Source organism: Paenarthrobacter sp. PH39-S1, from assembly GCF_030063245.1.
Taxonomy (GTDB): domain Bacteria; phylum Actinomycetota; class Actinomycetes; order Actinomycetales; family Micrococcaceae; genus Arthrobacter_M.
This window is the reverse complement of the sequence record NZ_JASISR010000004.1, coordinates 1-17,395: the sequence shown is the minus strand read 5'-3', so window position 1 is coordinate 17,395 and position 17,395 is coordinate 1. Positions and strand designations below refer to the sequence as shown.

Genomic DNA, 17,395 nt, shown 5'->3' with positions numbered 1-17,395 from the left:
GAAGTTCCGTCCCGACGGTGGTAATTTCGGAGCTAAGGAACCAACTGCAGATGGGTTCCACCCGGGATCGGCGTCCCGACGCCGCGCTGCAGGCTGTACCCGATCCGCGTCCGGCGGACGATCAGTTCTTTAGCGAATGATTGAGGGATCCCGATGTTGCTGAGCATGCAAGAGCGCGAGCGGCTGATGATCTATACCGCCGCGAAACTGGCCATGGAGCGCAAGGACCGGGGTCTGAGGCTCAATCTCCCCGAGGCCACCGCGATCATCACCTCCTATTTGCTCGAGGGCGCCCGAAACGGGGACACCGTCGCCGACCTGATGGAGTCCGGCCGCAATGTGCTGCGTCGGAACGAGGTGATGGAGGGGATTCCGGAAATGCTGGGGCAGGTCCAGGTGGAGGCGACCTTTCCCGATGGCACCAAACTGGTGACAGTGACGGGCCCGATCCCGTGAAAAACCCTCAGAACCCCTTCGGTCGGCCAAGCAACCGCCCCGAGCCTGAAGAACAGAACCCGGCCCATCCCAGCGACGACCCCGGCTATGAAATCAGCACTGCGGGCCAGGACGAAAAAAACAAGCATCCCCATTCGGGGGCAGGCGGTCCCAGCCAGCCGCGCAGGCCCGGCACCGGAGAGCGGCAGGCCCAGCGGCGCAGCGCGGAAGAGAGAATCAGCGCCTACGAACCGGTGGTGCCCGGTGAGGTGCTCTACCAGGAGGAGCCGGTGGAAATCAACGCCGGAGCGGAGGTCACCGTGCTGCGGGTGGAGAACACCGCAGACCGTCCGGTGCAGGTCGGTTCGCACTACCACTTCGCGGAAGTCAACGCCGGCCTGACCTTTGACAGGAAGGCCGCCTGGGGAAAGCGGCTGAACGTTCTGGCCGGCGGTTCAATGCGCTTTGAACCCGGGGCAGCGGAAGAAGTTGAGCTGATTCCCATCGGCGGCAAGCGCATCGTGCTCGGGCTGCGCGGGCTGTGTGGAGGGAAACTCGATGACTAAGATCCCCCGCTCCGAATATGTCGCTTCCTTCGGGCCCACCACCGGAGACCGCATCCGGCTGGCCGACACCAACATTTTCATCGAAGTGGAAGAAGACCGCTGCGTCGGCGGGGATGAGGTGGTTTTTGGTGGCGGCAAGTCGGTACGCGAGTCCATGGGGCAGTCCGCCGCCACCCGTGCCGAAGGCACACCGGACCTGGTCATCACGGGCGTCATCGTGCTGGATCACTGGGGTGTAATTAAGGCCGACGTCGGCGTGCGGGACGGGCGCATTGTGGCCCTGGGCAAGGCCGGCAATCCGGACACCATGGACGGCGTGCACCCCGATCTGGTGATCGGGCCGTCCACCGAGGTCACATCGGGCAATGGCATGATCCTGACCGCCGGCACCATCGACACGCATGTGCACTTTGTTGGTCCCGACATGTTCGCCGTAGCGCTGCAGTCGGGCACCACCACCGTCGTCGGCGGCGGCACCGGACCCACGGAGGGTTCCAAGGCCACACTCGCCACACCCGGAGCCTGGTGGCTGCAGCGCATGCTGGAGAGCATGGATCCGTGGCCGGTAAATGTGCTTTTTCTCGCCCGCGGGAACACCATGTCCCACGAGGCGATGTGGGAGCAGCTGCGCGGGGGTGCCGGCGGGTTCAAGGTGCACGAGGACTGGGGCGCCACGCCGGCCGTCATCGATGCGGCCCTGCAGGTGGCTGACGCGGCGGGCGTTCAGGTTGCGGTGCACAGCGACACGCTCAACGAGGCTGGTTTCGTGGAGGATCTGCTCAAGGCTGTCAACGGCCGCACCTTCCATTCGTTCCATACCGAAGGAGCCGGCGGCGGCCACGCCCCAGACATTATCCGCATTGCCAGCGAGCCTTACGTCCTGCCGGCGTCGACCAACCCGACGCGGCCGTTCACCCGCAATACCATCGACGAACACCTGGATATGGTCATGGTGGCCCACCACCTCAACCCGCAGGTTCCCAACGATCTGGCGTTCGCCGAAAGCCGCGTCCGAGCGGGGACCATCGCGGCCGAGGACGTGCTTCAGGACATGGGCGCGCTGTCCATCATGTCCTCCGATGCGCAGGCCATGGGCAGGATCGGCGAAGTTGTGATCCGCACCTGGCAGACAGCGCACCGGATGAAACAGCTGCGCGGATCCTTGCCGGGGGACGGCCGCTCGGACAACCACCGGGCGCGGCGGTACGTCGCCAAATACACCATTTGTCCTGCCATCGCCCATGGGCTGGAGAAGGAAATCGGTTCCATCGAACCTGGCAAAATGGCCGATTTGGTGCTGTGGCAGCCGGCCCTGTTCGGCATTCGTCCCACTATTGTTTTCAAGGGTGGAATGGCTGCCGTTGCCGCGCTGGGCGATCCGAACGCCTCCATCCCCACCCCGCAACCGGTGATGGAGCGGCTGGGCTTCAACGCCTTCTCACCGGCAGCCGCGTCGACCTCGGTCGCCTTCGTCGCTCCGGCCGCGATCGAGGACGCCCTGGCTGACCGCCTTTCCATCCACCGCCGGCTGGTGGCGGTGGAGAACGTGCGCGGGCGGAAGAAAACAGACCTGCCCGAAAACACGGCCATGCCGCGCATTGAAGTGAACCCGAACACCTACGCCGTGAAGGTGGACGGCGAGCTCATTGAGCACGAACCGGCAATGGAGCTACCCATGACCCAGAAATATTTCCTCTTTTGACCGGCCAGAAGACGGTTTCTGTCTCCGCCTACGGCACGGCCGAGGGCTCTCTTTCCGCCCTGCTGCTGCTGGCCGACGGCCGATTCCCCACCGGAGGACACGCGCACTCGGGGGGCTTCGAACCGGCTGCAGGAGTGGACGGCCTGAACGACGTCGCCTCCTTGGAGGCCTTTCTGCGCGGGCGGTTGGGTACGGTCGGGCTGGTGTCCGCAGCGTTCTCGGCCGCCTCCTGCCGCATTTTTGGAGCCGAAGTCGTCCCCGTGGGGGATCCGGACTCCGACGGCAGCACTGCCGCCCAGCTGGCCCTTCTTGATGCCGAATATGAAGCCCGCACCCCCTCCCCTGTGCTGCGGACGGCCTCACGGCGGCTCGGCCGATCGCTGCTGCGCGCCGGCCGGTGCGTGTGGCCGCATCCTGGCCTGGACCGGATGGTTTCGCTGCCCGGCAAGGGCCCGCACCAGCCGATCGCCTTTGGCGCCGTCGCCGCTGCGGCGGGCCAGCCGCCGCGACACGCAGCCTTGGCCGCTGCCCACGAGGCGGTGGCCGGCCCCGCTACCGCCGCCATCCGCCTGCTGGGCTTGGATCCCTTTGAGGTCAACGCGGCGCTGGCACGGCTGGCCCCCGCCGTCGCGGATGTGGCCGGCCAGGCCGCCGCCTGCGCCCATGCTCCTCCCGCCGATCTACCGGCCAATGCCGGCTACCTTCTTGATATTTTCGCCGAACTGCACGCCACCTGGGAGGTGCGTCTCTTTGCCAGCTGATGAATCCACCGGCCACCATCACGGACACAACGGACACGGACCCGATCATGATCACGCACCTGATCACGCGAACGGCCACGGACCCGATCAGGCCGGCGGTCCTCATCGCGGCCACGGGCCTGGTATCGGATTGGAAGACAGCCGGGAAGGGGCCACGACGCTGCGAGCCACTCCGGAGCACATCCACGTCGATGAAGAGGAACCTCTTTCGCGCCACGCGCATCCCCGGCGCGGGCTGCGGATCGGCATCGGCGGACCAGTCGGGTCGGGCAAGACGGCGCTCGTGGCGGCCCTCTGCCGGACCCTGAGCTCCGAGTTGGAGCTGGCGGTCGTCACCAACGACATCTACACCACCGAAGACGCGGATTTCCTGCTGCGCAACGGCGTGCTGCCGGCCGAAAGAGTCACCGCCGTCGAAACGGGCGCCTGCCCGCACACCGCCATCCGGGACGATATTTCGACCAACCTCGAGGCGATCGAAGAACTGGAGGATAAACTGCCCCCGCTGGATCTGATCCTGGTCGAAAGCGGTGGCGACAACCTCACCGCCACGTTCAGCCGGGGCCTGGTCCACTACCAGATCTTTGTCATTGACGTCGCCGGCGGAGACAAGGTTCCGCGCAAGGGCGGTCCTGGAGTCAGCACGTCGGATCTGTTGGTGATCAACAAGACCGATCTAGCCTCAAGGGTGGGAGCCGACCTTAGCGTCATGAACCGGGATGCGCGGGCCAAACGGGGAGATCTGCCCGTCCTTTTCACGTCTCTGACGGAGGATCCGACCGCCCGGACGGTGGCTGACTGGGTCCGGGGCCGGCTCGCGGAACACCGGGATTAGTGCGTGCCCACGCCGCTGTGGCGGCAGAGCGCGTCTATACTGCTGAGGGCATGGCGCGCACGCGGCTGGTCAGGTTGCGTTCCCAGGCTCCCCTATCCCTGCACCCAAATCTCCAGGCGCTGCCCCTCCGGCTGCGGCATTGGCTCCGGGATCCGCGCTCCGGTATGAGCGTGAGCCTTGCGGCCGGTGCCGCCGGACCGCTGGGCGGGGACCGGCTGCGACTTGATATCGACGTGGCGGAGGGTGCAACCCTGATGCTCAGTGCCGTTGCGGCGACGGTTTTGCTCCCCGGTCCACACGCTGAGGAGTCGCGCAGCATCGTCAACATCCGCGTCGCCGCCGGAGCTGCGCTGCTGTGGTTTCCCGGTATGCAGATTGCTGCCGAGGGCTGCCGCCATAGCACCGTCACCCGGGTGGAGCTCGCACCGGACGCCCGACTGCATATGAGGGAAGGGCTGATTCTGGGCCGGCACGGGGAACGGCCCGGCGAATTCCGGCAGCGCCTGCGGATCACTCAAGGTGACGTCCCACTTTATGACCAAGAACTTGCCGTCGGCGCAGGTACCCCCGGCTGGGAGGGATCTGCCGTAACGGGGGGACGCCGGGCCCTAGGGGCCGTGATCACGGTGGACCACGACGAAGACCGGATGACATCCTTCGGCACCGCGGTGTCTCCCGCATTCCCCGACACTGCCGTGCTCCGGGTCAGCGAACGTTGTGCCGTCATCACCAGCGTGGCCCCGGACGCCCTTGCACTGCGCCAGCGGCTGGATGCGGCCCTTTGGCAGACAGACAACTGCGCCCGCACTGCCCAGGACGAACGGAAAGAGACCGCAGTTGCGGCGCCCGTCGGGTAGCGGCTTTCCCACCTGCCCGGCGCCGGTAGCCGCATGGCGCCGTCGTCCGACACCACATGGTCCCACGGCTTCGTGAGACCATGCTGAAATAGAAGCATGCGTACTGAAATCAGGCGAACGGATGCCTCGGCCCGCGACTACTACCGGCTCCTCACCGCATTGGTCGTGCCGCGACCCATTGCCTGGGTTTCCTCCACCTCGGCGGAGGGCATCGACAACATCGCCCCCCATTCGTTCTACACGGTTGCCTCCGTCGAGCCGCCGGTAATCCAGTTCACCTCGGTCGGCGCCAAAGATACGCTGCGGAACGTCGAAGAGATCGGTGAGTTCGTCGTTCATCTGGCCTCGGAGGACCTGTTCGAGCAAGTGAACGCCACCGGCACCAACTTTCCTCCCGAGATCAGCGAATTCGACGCCGTCGGCCTGACCAGAGAGCCGAGCCTGACCGTGCGGCCGCCGAGAATCCGCGAAGCGGCGGCCGCCCTGGAATGCAGGCTGCACCGGATCATCCCGGTGGGCGACTGCCATCTCATTCTGGGCGAGGTCATGCAGCCGCCATTGCGCCAGGCATGTTGGACGGGAGCCATCCGGTCTTGACGCGGCTCAAGCCATTGTCCCGTCTGGGCCTGAATGAGTGGGGCACCACCGGCCAGGTATTGAACCGGAAGCGGATCCGGTGGCAGGACTGGCCGGGGGATTTTGCCGGCGACGCCACTGCCAATCCTGGCCGGTGACGCCGGCACTGTTGGTTAGCAGCAGCGCTGGTCCAGCAGCAGCGTTGGTTCAGCGGCAGCGTTGGTTCAGCGGCAGCGTTGGTCCAGCAGCAGCGTTGGTTCAGCGGCAGCGTTGGTCCAGCAGCAGCGTTGGTCCAGCAGCAGCGTTGGTTCAGCGGCAGCGTTGGTCCAGCAGCAGCGTTGGTCCAGCGGCAGCGTTGGTTCAACACCACTACGGGTCCAGCAGCTCAGCGGCCGCCGACCGGCGTCGGGCTGAAGTAGTCTTCCCAGATGGCCCGGGAACCCGCCTCCCCGATCAGCGCCGGATCCGCCACGACGAAAAGCTCCACCACCCAGGGCAGAAGCGTGCCGGCGAGGTCCGCGTCTGCCCGGATCAGCACCGTACACAGGGCGGACAGCGGTACAAGAACCACCACGGCGTGATCGAGCAGAATATGCACCGGCAGGGCGTTGATTTCATAATCCATTTCCGCCGCTCCTTCGTGTGGGCGCAGCACGGCGGACCGCCGGGCGGCCCCCCGGCACCGCCTCCCGTCCGCGGCTGCGGGCTTCACCGCCCGGCACCGCGGTGACGCGGGACCGTCAACAGGAAGCTGCTAGCCCTCGAAACGCAATAGCGGTGTAATTGGTTCACACCCCAAATGAACCGCGGGGGCGCCGGCATCGTCATCAGGGCAGGAGGTTGTGATGCCCGCGGAACCGTCGGAACTGTTGCGCTCATTACATGATGCGCACGCGCCTGCGCTCTGGCGCTTCGTCGTGCACCTGACCAATGACCGGGCCCTGGCCGACGACGTCGTGCAGGAAACCCTGCTGCGCGCCTGGCAGCGGCCCGAGGTGATGGCGCGGCCGGAGCCCGCGCTGCGGGCCTGGCTTTTCACGGTGGCCCGGCATCTGGTCATTGATGACCGGCGCAGCGCCCGGCAACGGCATGAATTCGGAATGGACCGGCCGCCGGAAACAGGAATGGCCGATCAGACGGATAAGGTGCTGGACGCCTGGCTGATCGCCGATGCGCTGGCCGGGCTGTCTAAGGAACATCGGGAGGTCCTGCTGCACTCGTATTATCAGCGCGAATCGACGGCCGAGATGGCCCTGAAACTGCAGATTCCCGAAGGGACGGTTAAGTCCAGGCTGCACTACGCCCTACGCGCCATGCGGCTTTCCCTGCAGGAGAGCGGGGTGACCCGGTGATCCCCGTCGAGCCCGACAAATACCGCGAATGGGACGCCGCCTACGTCCTGGGCTCCTTGGTTCCCGCCGAGCGGGCGGCATACGAACGCCATCTGGCGGGGTGCACCCAGTGCCGCACGGCCGTCGCCGAACTCGCCGGGCTGCCCGGGTTGCTGGCCGAAGTGGCGCCGGCGGACGCGCTGGCCAGCGTGCCACGGGAGGGTGCGGAGGTTCCGCAGAACTTATTGACCGGACTGGCCGGAAAAATACGACGGCGGCGCTTCCGGACAAGGGTGGGCATGGCAGCGCTGGCGGTCGGCATCAGCACCGCCTCGGTGGGCGTGACACTGGCCGTCACCCCGCCGCCGTCGGCCGTGGTGGTGCAGACCCAGGCTGCCGCCGTCACGCTTGACTTTGCGTCCGTCGTCGCCGGCCCGATCAACGCCGTGGGTACACTCACCTCCCAACCGTGGGGAACCCGCCTCGACTGGACCTGCACCTACTCGCTTGCATCCGGGCCCACGTCCAGGCACTATGCGTCACCGTCCGGGCTATCGAAAGCGTCCGGGCTCCCCGAACCGTCCGGGCTCCCGGACGCCGTCGCCCCGGTTTATGGATATACCCTGGTGGTGATCGACCGCCGTGGAGCCGAAGTTCAGGTGGCCAGCTGGACTGCGGGCCCGGGCACCCGGGTCACGCCCACGGCGACCACCAGCATCGTGGCCGCGGACATTGCCCGGGTGGAGATCCGTTCGGCCGGCGGGGAAATCCTGCTCGCAGCAGAGCCGTAGCCTAGCGCCCCCGCCAGCGCGAGGTAGTCCCGGGCTCATCCGGGCCCGGGACGCCCCGTGCGGCTCAGTACCCGGATGACCCGGTCTGCGCCGGCGCCACCTTCGACCCCTCCGGTGTCACCGCCCACCAGATTCCGCCGACGCCCTGACCCTTCCCATCGCCGGCAGCGCTGTCTTCGGCGTAGGTGTAGACCGGCAACCCGTTGATGGTCACCTGCAAAGTCCCGTCGCTGCGGGTGATGGTGCCGACCTTCCCCTGCACACCGGTGACCACCGGGGCCGCCGAAGCTGCCGATACCGCCGGCCACGCGGCGAGGCAGCCGGCACTGCAGGCACTCTTGCCGGTGTTAGGCGTGTCCTTGTCAAAGAAATAGACGGTCATGCCTTTCCCATCCACGACAACGGTGCCAAGGGACGTGCTCGCGGTCTTAAGGTCAGAGGCTGTGGACACTCCCGCCGACGACGACGGCGGCATGCTGGCGCTTGCTCCGGCACTGGTTTCTGCGGATGGCGCAGCGATGGACTGGCTGGTGGACGGCGACCCGGCAGGCGGGGACGACGTCGCCCCGCACCCGGTCAGCGCGGCCAGCCCTACGGCTGCGGCAACACACACCAATCCTGTTTTCCTGTACATGACCGATTCCTGACTCCTCGTGGCCCGTGACCGGGATTTACCGGTCACGCCTTCCACGTTGCAGGGTGCTGAGAGGTTCATTCCCCCGGCCGTGTCACTCCTATCACCGACCCGCGGCCCCCATCCAGTCGGCTCCTCGCCGGATGGATTTGTCCCCGCTACGAAGTGCGCCTGTATCATGACGCGTTCACTGCCCCGTCCTGGCAGCCCTGCAGGCCTACGGCAGACCGACCGTGGCGTATTGCATGTTGTGGTCGGAGGGGAAGACGCCGATATAGTTGCCGTTCGTGTCGATATTGGCCACGTTTTCGTATCTTTGGACCCGCATTTTTGAAGTGAAGATGTAGTCGATGTACGTTCCAAGCTGACCTGTGGGGAAGGCCCCTGCCAAGCGCTGGTAACCGTTCCAGCTGTTGATGTTGGCGTTGATCACCGTTTCCGCCGTCGCGTCGCCGCTGGGGTAGAAGCTCTTGTACGTGTTGCCGAGCGGGTCTATCAGACCGGCGCCGACAAAGACGTCATAGGCGGAATTGGTGGGTTCAAGCCATTTGCTGGAATTCATGTCGCCGACCATGATGACCGGCAGGTTCGCCGCGTTCTGCTCGTGGATGACGTCCATGATGGCCTGGGCCTGTTGCGCCCGCAGTTCGTTGTAGCCGTCGGCCTTGGTCACTTCCAGGTGGGTAGTGCCATAGAAGAAATGCTTGCCGGAAGAAAGCTGAATGACCTCAGCCCATGCCACATATCTCTCATTTTTTGCCGGATCCAGGAAGGGCAGCTGCTGGGACCCGGATCGGACGATTTTCACTTTATTCGGGTTGTAGAAGATGCGATCCCCTTGGGAGGCGCCCTGGTCCATGTACACGCAATCGGTAGGTGTTTGGGGATCCACGCAGTTATTGCGCTTGTCATTGGTCAGCTCATACGGCGCCCCCGCCGCGTTCAGCCTCTGCTTCAGGTCCTCGAACTGGGAAAGACCGCCAGGAGGGGAGTCTGCGAGCCATCCCTGGGATGCCTCCTGAATGCCCATGATGTCGGGCATCTTCGATGTGATGGTCGCAACCACAGCGTCCCTGCGGACCACCCATGGGTTGACGTCGGGGTTTAGTTCGTTATCGCCGATGCAGTTCGCGCACATGATGTTGTATGAGGCCACGGTCAGCGGGTTGTTCACTGCCGCCAGGACAGGGGCAAGACCGGTTGTCACCTTGAGGACCGGTGAGTACGAGGTAATCGTGCTTCCGTCCAAGTTAATGGCCCGCACCTGGACGTAATAGGTGGAGGCCGCGCTCAGTCCCCGGACTTCCGCAGACGTCACGGTGTAGCGGGTGTAGGCGGCGGAACTCATATCAGCGCTCTTGCTGAAAGACAGGCGGTACTCGGGAGCGTTCGGGACAGCGCCCCACGTAAACGAAAGGGTCGTGGGGCTTTGCTTGGTGACCTTTAGACCAACCGGAGGTGCAGGCGGTGCCACGGCTGTTTTAGCCGACACCGCAGGGGAGTAATCAGTGATTCCGTCGCCGTTGGCGTTTGTCGCGCGGATCTGGACGTAATACGTCGTTTCGGGTGTTAGCCCGCCAAAGCTTCCCGTGAGACTGCCGGTGATATTCCGGTATGAAGGAGTACTCATATCGGCATGCGACGAGTACATCAACCGGTACCCGGCGGCGCCTGTCACCGCGTTCCAGGCCATCGTCAGCGAAGTGGGATACTGCGCTGAAGAGGCCAGGCCCGTGGGCGGCAGTGGTTGGATCGGACCCGTTTTAGCGCTGACAGCGTCCGCGTAGCCCGTAAGGTTGGCGCCGTCCGCGGTCAGCGCACGGACCTTGACGTAGTACACCGCCTGAGCGGCCAGCCCACCGATGGAGACACTTGGCCCCGTGGACCGCTTGAACACGGCGTTACTCATATCCGCGTTCGTGGAGTAATACAGACGGTAACCCCCAGCCCCCGCCACGGCATCCCAGGAAACATCGATCCCGTTATACACCTGCCCCGTCGCCTTCAGGCCCGTGGGCGGGGGTGTGCTGACGGTGGTCACCGGCACATTCGCCGCCGGCGCGGTTGCTGTCGCCGCCCCGGCACTGGGACCGGTGATCCCCAGGACCAATGAGAGCACGGCGAGCACGACCACTACGGTCCTGTTGCCTGCTCGGCGAGACTTTAGACACTTTGACATATGAGACCCTCGCTTGCCATCGACCGTCAGCCATACCGCATCACTTGCTCAGCAATGGCAGGGAGCTGATTTTTACGTGCCCTGTACCGAAAGCGCTGACGTTTCCGCTCCCGACAGCTCCAGACATCACCAATCGCGGATGGAGCCCCGACCCCATCAACCCCTGCATAGTTACCATCGGCACCATTCGTCCATCCGTTAGCAATGGGAGGGTCCCTTTTCCGGACACAGCGTCGAATAGGATCGGAGCAGTGCCCCTCGCGAAAGGCGGAGTCAGAGATTGAGCGTTCACATTGGTACTTCGGGCTGGAGCTACGACCATTGGAACCACGTTCTCTACCCGCCCGGGACCGCCGCGCGTGACCGGCTCGGATACTACTTCGGGAGGTTCGGAACGGTCGAACTGAACGCCAGCTTCTACCGCTGGCCCCGGGAATCAACCTTCGCTGGCTGGCGCCGCCGCTTGCCGGAAGGGTTTCTACTTTCGGTCAAAGCTCCCCGCGGCCTGACGCACGGCAAAAAGCTCTATGCCCCGGAGGTCTGGATTGACCGGATCGCCCGGTCGTGGCACGAGCTGGGCGATAAGCGAGCCGTCCTGCTGGTCCAACTGCCGCCGGACTTGGAGCGCGATGATGCGCGGCTGGGCTACTTTCTGACCCTGCTCCCGACCTGGGTCCAGGTCGCCGTCGAATTCCGCCACCACAGCTGGAACGACGACGCGGTCTACGCCCTTCTCGAACACCATCAGGCAGCTTATTGCGTCATGAGCGGGGCGAATCTCCCCTGCGTTCTGCAGGCCACGGCACCTTTCGTCTATGTCCGGATGCACGGTCCCGACACCGATTACCTCTACGGTGGTTCTTACTCAGAGCAGGACCTGCGGTGGTGGGCCGAGAGAATCCGACAGTGGCAGGGCGCTGGAAAGGACGTGTACGTCTACTTCAATAACGACGGCGGCGGGAACGCGGTCCGCAACGCTGACACGCTCCGAGCCATTCTCGGTGAGGGCTAAAAAAGCCACCGACGGTGAGCCCATGCCGGAGGTCCCGCGCCCGGCGCAGCCCTGTTGCCTCACGTCCATATCTCCGGCAAGCCGGCCGCTGGATTCCCGGTCAACGCCGGCCTACGATTGAACAACTTCATCGTTACTCCGCCTCGGCGGTCCAGCGTTCGGGCACCAACGATCCTCCCCTGGAGGTCTACCAACATGCGACTACATCCGTCCCTCTCGCAGAGCCTGAAGCAGCAAGAAGAGGGTCGCCCGGAGGACTTCGAAGCCACCTTCCGCCAGATGGTCCTTTTCGACTTGGCCAGCGACATGGAGTTCGGCTTTTTCCTGGCCTATTACCGGAATTTCGCCATTTCTTCCGGCGCGCGGACGCTCGTGGCCAACGGGGAAATTCCGGCCCACCCGATGAAACGCTCCATCGACACCGGCGTCGTCATCTACGAACTCATCGCCGGCGGCCTGGACAGTGACCGCGGCCGGCAGATGACGGCACTGCTCAACCGCGTCCACGAGCATGTTCCCGCCAGCGGCGAGGACTTCCTCTACGTGCTCCTTTCCCTCCTCATTGTTCCGATCCGCTGGACTCAAAACCACGGCTGGCGGCCACCGACACAGCTGGAAATAGCCGCAGCCACGCGCTTTTTTGGCGACCTAGGTGCGCGCATGCACATCCCTGACTTCCCTCCCACCTTCGAGACGGCCGCGGCATTCTTCGATGACTACGAACAGCGAAGGGTCGGCCCGAGCGCAGCCGGCAGGACCCTCATCAACGCAACCGTGCAGGTTCTGCAAGGCACCCAACCCCGCTTCCTTCACCCGCTGACGCGGCGGATGATCGCCACCATGCTCGACGACGACAGGATCAGCAAGGCCCTCGGCTTGCCCTGCAGCCGATGGTGGTCCCGGGCCGCGCTCAATACAGGTCTGGCAGCCCGCAATGCTATCCACCGCCGTCGTCCTGCTGGACCGAGGCCGCGCTTCACCCCCGGCCAGCCCATGGGCGAGATCCACCCCAACGGATATGTCCTGGCCGACATCGGACCGGAAGGAGTCATGGAGGCGGGGTCCCGGACCCGGCCTCCAGACGCCGAACTGCACTGATCCGGCTAATTCGTCGATCCAGCACGCAACAACGTCGGCAAACAGATGGACGTCGCAAGCAGATGGAGGCCCGCTGGGATGCCCTCCTCACGGGTTCGGGCGAGGGCGGGGTGGAACAGGAGGTCAACAGACTTCTGCACCTCACAGTTATCGGCGCAGTTTTCCCGAGACGCCCGATTTCTGCTTGTAAGCCCCGCCACCGGTGCCGTCGTCACAGGCTCGTAGGGCTCTCGCGGCGAACTGAAATCCTCAGGCTTCGGTATAGGATCCTGCGCGCAATGCGGCTACTAGATGCGCGGCGTTACAGGCCGGCGCGGCCCTGGCGCTGGCCGCCCTTATGGCCGACGATGCGGAACTCGGGTGAGGAGTGGCCAAATGGATTCACCAGAGACATTCCGCAAGCACTGCGGCAGGATGAGCGCAGCCGCTGCTGAGTGAAAACTGACCCCACCACCTCCAGGAGAAGTCCCATGAGCCATGCGTCCAGTAGTTCCGTCGCCACCACCACCGCGCAAACCGTGTTGCGGGTCGCCCTCGGCGGGGTGCTCGTCGCCCATGGATCCCAAAGACTCTTCGGCTGGTTCGGCGGCGGCGGCATCGAGGGCACGAGCAAGGGCATGCATGCTATGGGCTTCCGACCTGCCAAGCTGAGTGCTGTGCTCGCCGGCCTTGGTGAAGCCGGCGCAGGTTTAGCCCTCGCTTTGGGATTGGCCACTCCCGCGGCCGGCGCCGCCGCGACCACGATGGGAGTTGCAGCCAGCGTCCCCGCTGCCATTGGCGTGCAGATTTACCGCCGCTGCAAAGCCCTCGCCGCCGACGCGACGTCCGCGGCATCCGTCACTCCCGTGGAGGAAGGCTCAACCGACCCGGCACGCCGAAGTCATGATCACGACGCCGTAAGGGGCGATCAGCTGGAAGAATCCGCGGTCGAGGTCTGCGCGCACCTGTTAGCTTCGCGGCGCGGCCACCGTAATCTGCCACTGGTGTCGGTCTAAATCGGGAAGTATGGGACGCCAGGCCTCTGTCGGGCAGGCCGCATGCGTGTAACGGCCAAAGCAGTCCGGAGTGGAAAATGGGGTGGCGATTGAAGTTCCGGAGGTGCCGGTATATTCACCCAAGTCACGAATCTCCAACCTCACGTATAAAGTGGGGCTGCTCCTCCCAAAGTGAGAGGCCTTGGGAAACGTGGGGTCCGCCACCGAGGATGGCGCTCAACGCATCCGTCCCGCTCCCGAAGGAAGCGGGACGGATGCGCCATCCGGAGGGTGAGCATTTCGGGCAGACGTTGCATAGGCCGGACCTGTGTCAGCCGCCGAGTCCGCCGGGGAGCTTGCCCATCAGGTCCTTGACGTTGACGCCGAGTTTGCTCAGCAGCCCGGAGTCCTTATCGGTATCGACTTTGTCGGGGAGATCGGACTGGGCCTGGTCGGCCTTGTCCTGATCGCCTTTGCCTTTGAGGTGATCAATGATTTGCTGTTTGTCGAACTGCATCTGCTTTCTCCTTAATTTTCGTTGTCACGGATGCCGGGAACAGATTCGGGGCGCGGACCTGCATGGGTAGACCTGCATGGGTACTCATCGAGTCGTATTCGCGCGTCGGTGGATCGGTTGTCCGGGCCCTCCCTGCCGCGGACGTTTAGGGCTTCTTCGCGTCTCCAACCTCGGAGGTGTCGATCTTTTCCTTGCGGACTTCCTCGTTCACCTGCTGCTCACCGGTGACCGTTTCGGTCCCGAGCCGGACACGTTCCACCGGGACGGTTTCCTTCTCCACCACGGGCCGCTCCGCATGCAGGGTGACCTCGTGCTCCTCGGAGGTGAGGTCTCCTCCAGCCATGGCGGCACCGCGGTTGGCTTCGGTGATCGGCTCACGCTCGATCCGGACCTCCTCGTGGCTGACCGGTACAGTTTGGGAAACGTTCTCCGTCACCACGTATTTATGCAACCGGGCCTTGCCGGACTCGACTTTTTCCGTCCCGATATTCAGCCGCTCCTCCGACCGCGTCATGGCATCATCGGTGGTCGGTCCGGACGTGTCGCGGCCCTGCACAGCAGGTTCTCCGGAGCGGTCCTTCCGCCCTCCAGCGCTCTGCTGCGGAGCACCGCCGGCGGGAAGCCCAGAATCCGACTTCCGCTCCGAATAGGCCAGCCCGTAGTACTCGTACAGGCCGGCCTCCTGGTCCTTGCTCAGGTGCCCCTCGGCATCGTCCATCCGCGGAGCGTTCCTGACCTTGTCCTTGTCGTAAGGAACCCTGATGGCGTCCCCATCAACGGTGCCCTGGGCCAGCGGAATAAAGGTCTCCGCACCGCCGAACATCCCGGTCTTCGCCGTGACCCATTCGGGCTTGCCCGTTTCGTCGTCCAGGTACACCTGGCCGATCTTGCCGATCTTCTCGCCTTCCCCGCCGACAACGGTTCCACCGCTGCTGAGCAGGTCCTGGATCTGATCTGTACTAATCATGAGGTGTTCTCCTTGTTATCAAACGGGACCGGGATGGTCCCTGGGTTGGGTGATCAGATGCGGTGGGCACCCTCTTTGTTACCGGAATCCAGGCTCCGCCGGGCCTTGTCCTTGGCCTGCTGCGCCTGGTCCTTCACGCTGGGAGCGTTCTTGGCCTGCTCCTTGATCTGGGGTGCCTCTTCTTCGGCTTTGGACAGGTAGCTTTCCCAGCGGGCCTGCATGGGCTTGATCAGCCCTCCGCCGGCACCGACGATAACCACTCCGGCGACGATGGCCAGGACGGTGATCAGGATGGGCGTGGTCACGGTGACCGCAATGTTCATCTGGTTCAGGGCCGCGATGACGCCCAGGAAGATGATGAAGGCGCTGGCGACGTTGCCCAGCATCTTGCCGTAGGAGAGGCCGCCGAGCATGTTGACGATCAATTCGCGGACGGCCGCGGCAATTGGCAAATACGGCGTGATGGTACGGCTAGTCCGGGTAGGTGGTACTGCTCGTTTCGGCTAGGGGGTACCGCTGGAGGTGGGGCTGTGGTCCTCTTGGGAAATGGGCGGCATATTCGGTGCGGCCGCGTTGACTGGGAGGGCCGTTTTATGGCGGATTACAGTGCGATCATGGCTTTGGTGTTGGAGCACCGGAGCTATAGCGAGATTGTGCAGATGGTGGGTTGTTCACGCCGGGAGATTTCCTTGGTGAGCAAGACCGTCAAGGCCCGGGGAATCACAGCGGCGCAGGCGGCGTCGTTGAGCCGGGATGAGCTGGCGCAGTTGTTCCCCGATGGCAGGAAGAACGTCTCGGCGGACTTCGTACAGCCAGACTTTGCCGGAATCGTGAAGTCGATGAAATCTAATCGGCATTACACGTTGCAGCAGGCCTGGTATCGGTATGTGCAGGCGCCGGCGGTGCAGGGAAAGAAGTACGGTTATACGCAGTTTTGCCAGTTGTTCAATGACTACGCGTCGGTTCATGAGGTCGTGGCCACTTTGCATCACGAACCGGGGCGGGCGATGTTGGTGGATTGGGCCGGGGACACGCTGGCGCTCATTGACGCCGTGACTGGTGAAGTGACCAAGGCGTACCTGTTCGTGGCGGTGTTGCCGTATTCGGGCATGGTCTTTTGCAAGGCGTTTACCGATATGAAGCAGGAGGCGTGGAACAGCGCCCACGTTCAGGCTTTCGAGTCTTATGGCGGTGTCACTCCGATCGTGGTTCCCGACAATGCTGCGACCGCGACGAACCGACACAGCAAGAATGACAGTACCCGGGTCATCAATGCCCGGTATCAGCAATTGGCTGATCACTACGGCACGGCGATCGTGCCAGCCAGATCGAATCGCCCAAGAGACAAGGCGGCTGCAGAATCTGCGGTCAACGTCGCTAACAAGCGTGTCATCGGGTATCTGAGCGAGGAAATCTGGATGACCTTGGCGGAGTTGAACACGGCCATCGATGGGCGGGTCGATGAGATCAATGAGCAGATCAGGCGCGTGGATGGCACGACCAGGAGCGAGCAGTTCACTTTGGAGGAAGCGCTGCTGCTGCAACCCTTGCCCGCGGAACGGTTTGAATCCGTGGAATGGAAGCAGCTGAAAGTTGGACGAAACTACCATGTCACCGCCGATTACCAGCATTACTCGGTGCCCTACAAGCTGACCGGGAGAATCTTGAAGGTCCGGCTGACCGCAGTGAAAGTCACGGTCTTCGATGGCGACGCCGTGGCCTGTGAACATCCGCGCAAACACGGGCGCAAGGGCCAATATTCGACCATGGCCGAACACGTACCCAAACAGCATCAGGACGTGGCTGGCCTCTGGTCCCGGAAGTGGTTCCTTGACCGCGCCCGCAGCTTCGGCCCCGCGACGATCAAGGTCATCGAGATGGTCCTGGACCGCCCGAAAATCCAGGCCCAAGCCTTTCTGGACTGCCAAAACATCTTGGAGGGCCTGGGTAAGAACAACAGGCAACGTTTGGAGGCGACGTGCCAACAAATCCTGAACCAACACGGCTATCCCACTTACACCACTCTCAAACGCCTGATGGCCTCGATGAACAGCGACAGCCAACAAACCCGGCCGCCATTGCCGGCGGCACCAAACATGAAGAAAGCCCCGGCCGAAACCGAGATTGGTGAACACAGCGATGTGTATGTTCGCGGCGCCG

20 protein-coding genes are annotated in these 17,395 nt (G+C 64.0%); 14 read left to right on the top strand and 6 right to left on the bottom strand.

Annotated elements, in window-relative coordinates; translation table 11 throughout:
• Nucleotides 1–153 precede the first annotated feature (153 nt).
• From QMG52_RS03740 to QMG52_RS03710, 7 genes are all read left to right on the top strand, one after another.
• Nucleotides 154–456 (top strand): urease subunit gamma, encoded by a 303-nt coding sequence (locus QMG52_RS03740; protein ID WP_283559093.1) that lies wholly within the window; start codon nucleotides 154–156, stop codon nucleotides 454–456.
• Nucleotides 453–1,001 carry an urease subunit beta gene (locus tag QMG52_RS03735; protein ID WP_283559092.1) on the top strand — a complete coding sequence of 183 codons (549 nt, stop codon included), beginning with the start codon at nucleotides 453–455 and terminating at the stop codon, nucleotides 999–1,001. The genes QMG52_RS03740 and QMG52_RS03735 overlap by 4 nt, the downstream gene beginning before the upstream one ends.
• A complete protein-coding gene (locus tag QMG52_RS03730; protein WP_283559091.1) occupies nucleotides 994–2,703 on the top strand; it encodes an urease subunit alpha in 1,710 nt (569 codons plus the stop codon). The genes QMG52_RS03735 and QMG52_RS03730 overlap by 8 nt, the downstream gene beginning before the upstream one ends.
• Nucleotides 2,700–3,464: an urease accessory protein UreF gene (locus QMG52_RS03725; protein ID WP_283559090.1), complete on the top strand. Its 765-nt coding sequence runs from the start codon at nucleotides 2,700–2,702 to the stop codon at nucleotides 3,462–3,464. Before QMG52_RS03730 ends, QMG52_RS03725 begins: the two co-directional genes overlap by 4 nt.
• Nucleotides 3,454–4,299 carry an urease accessory protein UreG gene (gene ureG, locus QMG52_RS03720; protein ID WP_349361649.1) on the top strand — a complete coding sequence of 282 codons (846 nt, stop codon included), beginning with the start codon at nucleotides 3,454–3,456 and terminating at the stop codon, nucleotides 4,297–4,299. Before QMG52_RS03725 ends, ureG begins: the two co-directional genes overlap by 11 nt.
• A 50-nt stretch (nucleotides 4,300–4,349) precedes the next feature.
• On the top strand, nucleotides 4,350–5,156 hold the full coding sequence (locus tag QMG52_RS03715; RefSeq protein WP_502920445.1) for an urease accessory protein UreD: 807 nt from the start codon (nucleotides 4,350–4,352) through the stop codon (nucleotides 5,154–5,156).
• Between the two features lie 96 nt (nucleotides 5,157–5,252).
• A complete protein-coding gene (locus QMG52_RS03710) occupies nucleotides 5,253–5,753 on the top strand; it encodes a flavin reductase family protein (protein ID WP_283559088.1) in 501 nt (166 codons plus the stop codon).
• A gap of 364 nt (nucleotides 5,754–6,117) precedes the next feature.
• On the opposite strand, the gene QMG52_RS03705 is transcribed toward QMG52_RS03710, so the two are convergent.
• A complete protein-coding gene (locus tag QMG52_RS03705; RefSeq protein WP_283559087.1) occupies nucleotides 6,118–6,357 on the bottom strand; it encodes a hypothetical protein in 240 nt (79 codons plus the stop codon).
• A gap of 220 nt (nucleotides 6,358–6,577) precedes the next feature.
• On the opposite strand from QMG52_RS03705, the gene QMG52_RS03700 reads away from it, so the two are divergent.
• Both QMG52_RS03700 and QMG52_RS03695 read left to right on the top strand, forming a co-directional pair.
• On the top strand, nucleotides 6,578–7,084 hold the full coding sequence (locus QMG52_RS03700) for a sigma-70 family RNA polymerase sigma factor (RefSeq protein ID WP_283559086.1): 507 nt from the start codon (nucleotides 6,578–6,580) through the stop codon (nucleotides 7,082–7,084).
• Nucleotides 7,081–7,854, top strand: coding sequence for an anti-sigma factor family protein (locus QMG52_RS03695; protein ID WP_283559085.1), 774 nt, complete (start codon nucleotides 7,081–7,083; stop codon nucleotides 7,852–7,854). Before QMG52_RS03700 ends, QMG52_RS03695 begins: the two co-directional genes overlap by 4 nt.
• A gap of 64 nt (nucleotides 7,855–7,918) precedes the next feature.
• On the opposite strand, the gene QMG52_RS03690 is transcribed toward QMG52_RS03695, so the two are convergent.
• Nucleotides 7,919–8,329 carry a COG4315 family predicted lipoprotein gene (locus QMG52_RS03690; RefSeq protein ID WP_283559237.1) on the bottom strand — a complete coding sequence of 137 codons (411 nt, stop codon included), beginning with the start codon at nucleotides 8,327–8,329 and terminating at the stop codon, nucleotides 7,919–7,921.
• On the opposite strand from QMG52_RS03690, the gene QMG52_RS03685 reads away from it, so the two are divergent.
• Nucleotides 8,298–8,501, top strand: coding sequence for a hypothetical protein (locus tag QMG52_RS03685; protein WP_283559249.1), 204 nt, complete (start codon nucleotides 8,298–8,300; stop codon nucleotides 8,499–8,501). The two genes, QMG52_RS03690 and QMG52_RS03685, sit on opposite strands and share 32 nt — an antisense overlap.
• A 204-nt stretch (nucleotides 8,502–8,705) precedes the next feature.
• On the opposite strand, the gene QMG52_RS03680 is transcribed toward QMG52_RS03685, so the two are convergent.
• A complete protein-coding gene (locus tag QMG52_RS03680; protein ID WP_283559084.1) occupies nucleotides 8,706–10,622 on the bottom strand; it encodes a fibronectin type III domain-containing protein in 1,917 nt (638 codons plus the stop codon).
• 325 nt (nucleotides 10,623–10,947) lie between these two features.
• Between QMG52_RS03680 and QMG52_RS03675 the strand changes: the two genes are divergently transcribed.
• The 3 genes from QMG52_RS03675 to QMG52_RS03665 all read left to right on the top strand — a co-directional run bounded on the left by QMG52_RS03675 (nucleotide 10,948) and on the right by QMG52_RS03665 (nucleotide 13,772).
• Nucleotides 10,948–11,679, top strand: coding sequence for a DUF72 domain-containing protein (locus tag QMG52_RS03675; protein ID WP_283559083.1), 732 nt, complete (start codon nucleotides 10,948–10,950; stop codon nucleotides 11,677–11,679).
• A 195-nt stretch (nucleotides 11,680–11,874) separates the two neighbouring features.
• Nucleotides 11,875–12,777, top strand: a complete 903-nt coding sequence (locus tag QMG52_RS03670) for an oxygenase MpaB family protein (RefSeq protein WP_283559082.1) — start codon at nucleotides 11,875–11,877, stop codon at nucleotides 12,775–12,777.
• A 470-nt stretch (nucleotides 12,778–13,247) separates the two neighbouring features.
• Nucleotides 13,248–13,772, top strand: coding sequence for a DoxX family membrane protein (locus QMG52_RS03665; protein ID WP_283559081.1), 525 nt, complete (start codon nucleotides 13,248–13,250; stop codon nucleotides 13,770–13,772).
• Nucleotides 13,773–14,082: 310 nt separating this feature from the next.
• On the opposite strand, the gene QMG52_RS03660 is transcribed toward QMG52_RS03665, so the two are convergent.
• The 3 genes from QMG52_RS03660 to QMG52_RS03650 form a co-directional block, all read right to left on the bottom strand.
• The gene (locus tag QMG52_RS03660) at nucleotides 14,083–14,268 is read right to left on the bottom strand and encodes a hypothetical protein (protein ID WP_283559080.1); all 186 of its coding nucleotides are present in this window, start codon (nucleotides 14,266–14,268) and stop codon (nucleotides 14,083–14,085) included.
• Between the two features lie 145 nt (nucleotides 14,269–14,413).
• Nucleotides 14,414–15,235 (bottom strand): DUF2382 domain-containing protein, encoded by an 822-nt coding sequence (locus tag QMG52_RS03655; RefSeq protein WP_283559079.1) that lies wholly within the window; start codon nucleotides 15,233–15,235, stop codon nucleotides 14,414–14,416.
• Nucleotides 15,236–15,288: 53 nt separating this feature from the next.
• Nucleotides 15,289–15,687: a hypothetical protein gene (locus QMG52_RS03650; RefSeq protein ID WP_283559078.1), complete on the bottom strand. Its 399-nt coding sequence runs from the start codon at nucleotides 15,685–15,687 to the stop codon at nucleotides 15,289–15,291.
• Nucleotides 15,688–15,828: 141 nt separating this feature from the next.
• On the opposite strand from QMG52_RS03650, the gene istA reads away from it, so the two are divergent.
• Nucleotides 15,829–17,395, top strand: a 1,567-nt coding sequence (gene istA, locus QMG52_RS03645) for an IS21 family transposase (protein WP_283559236.1), incomplete at its 3' end; no start/stop codon positions are given.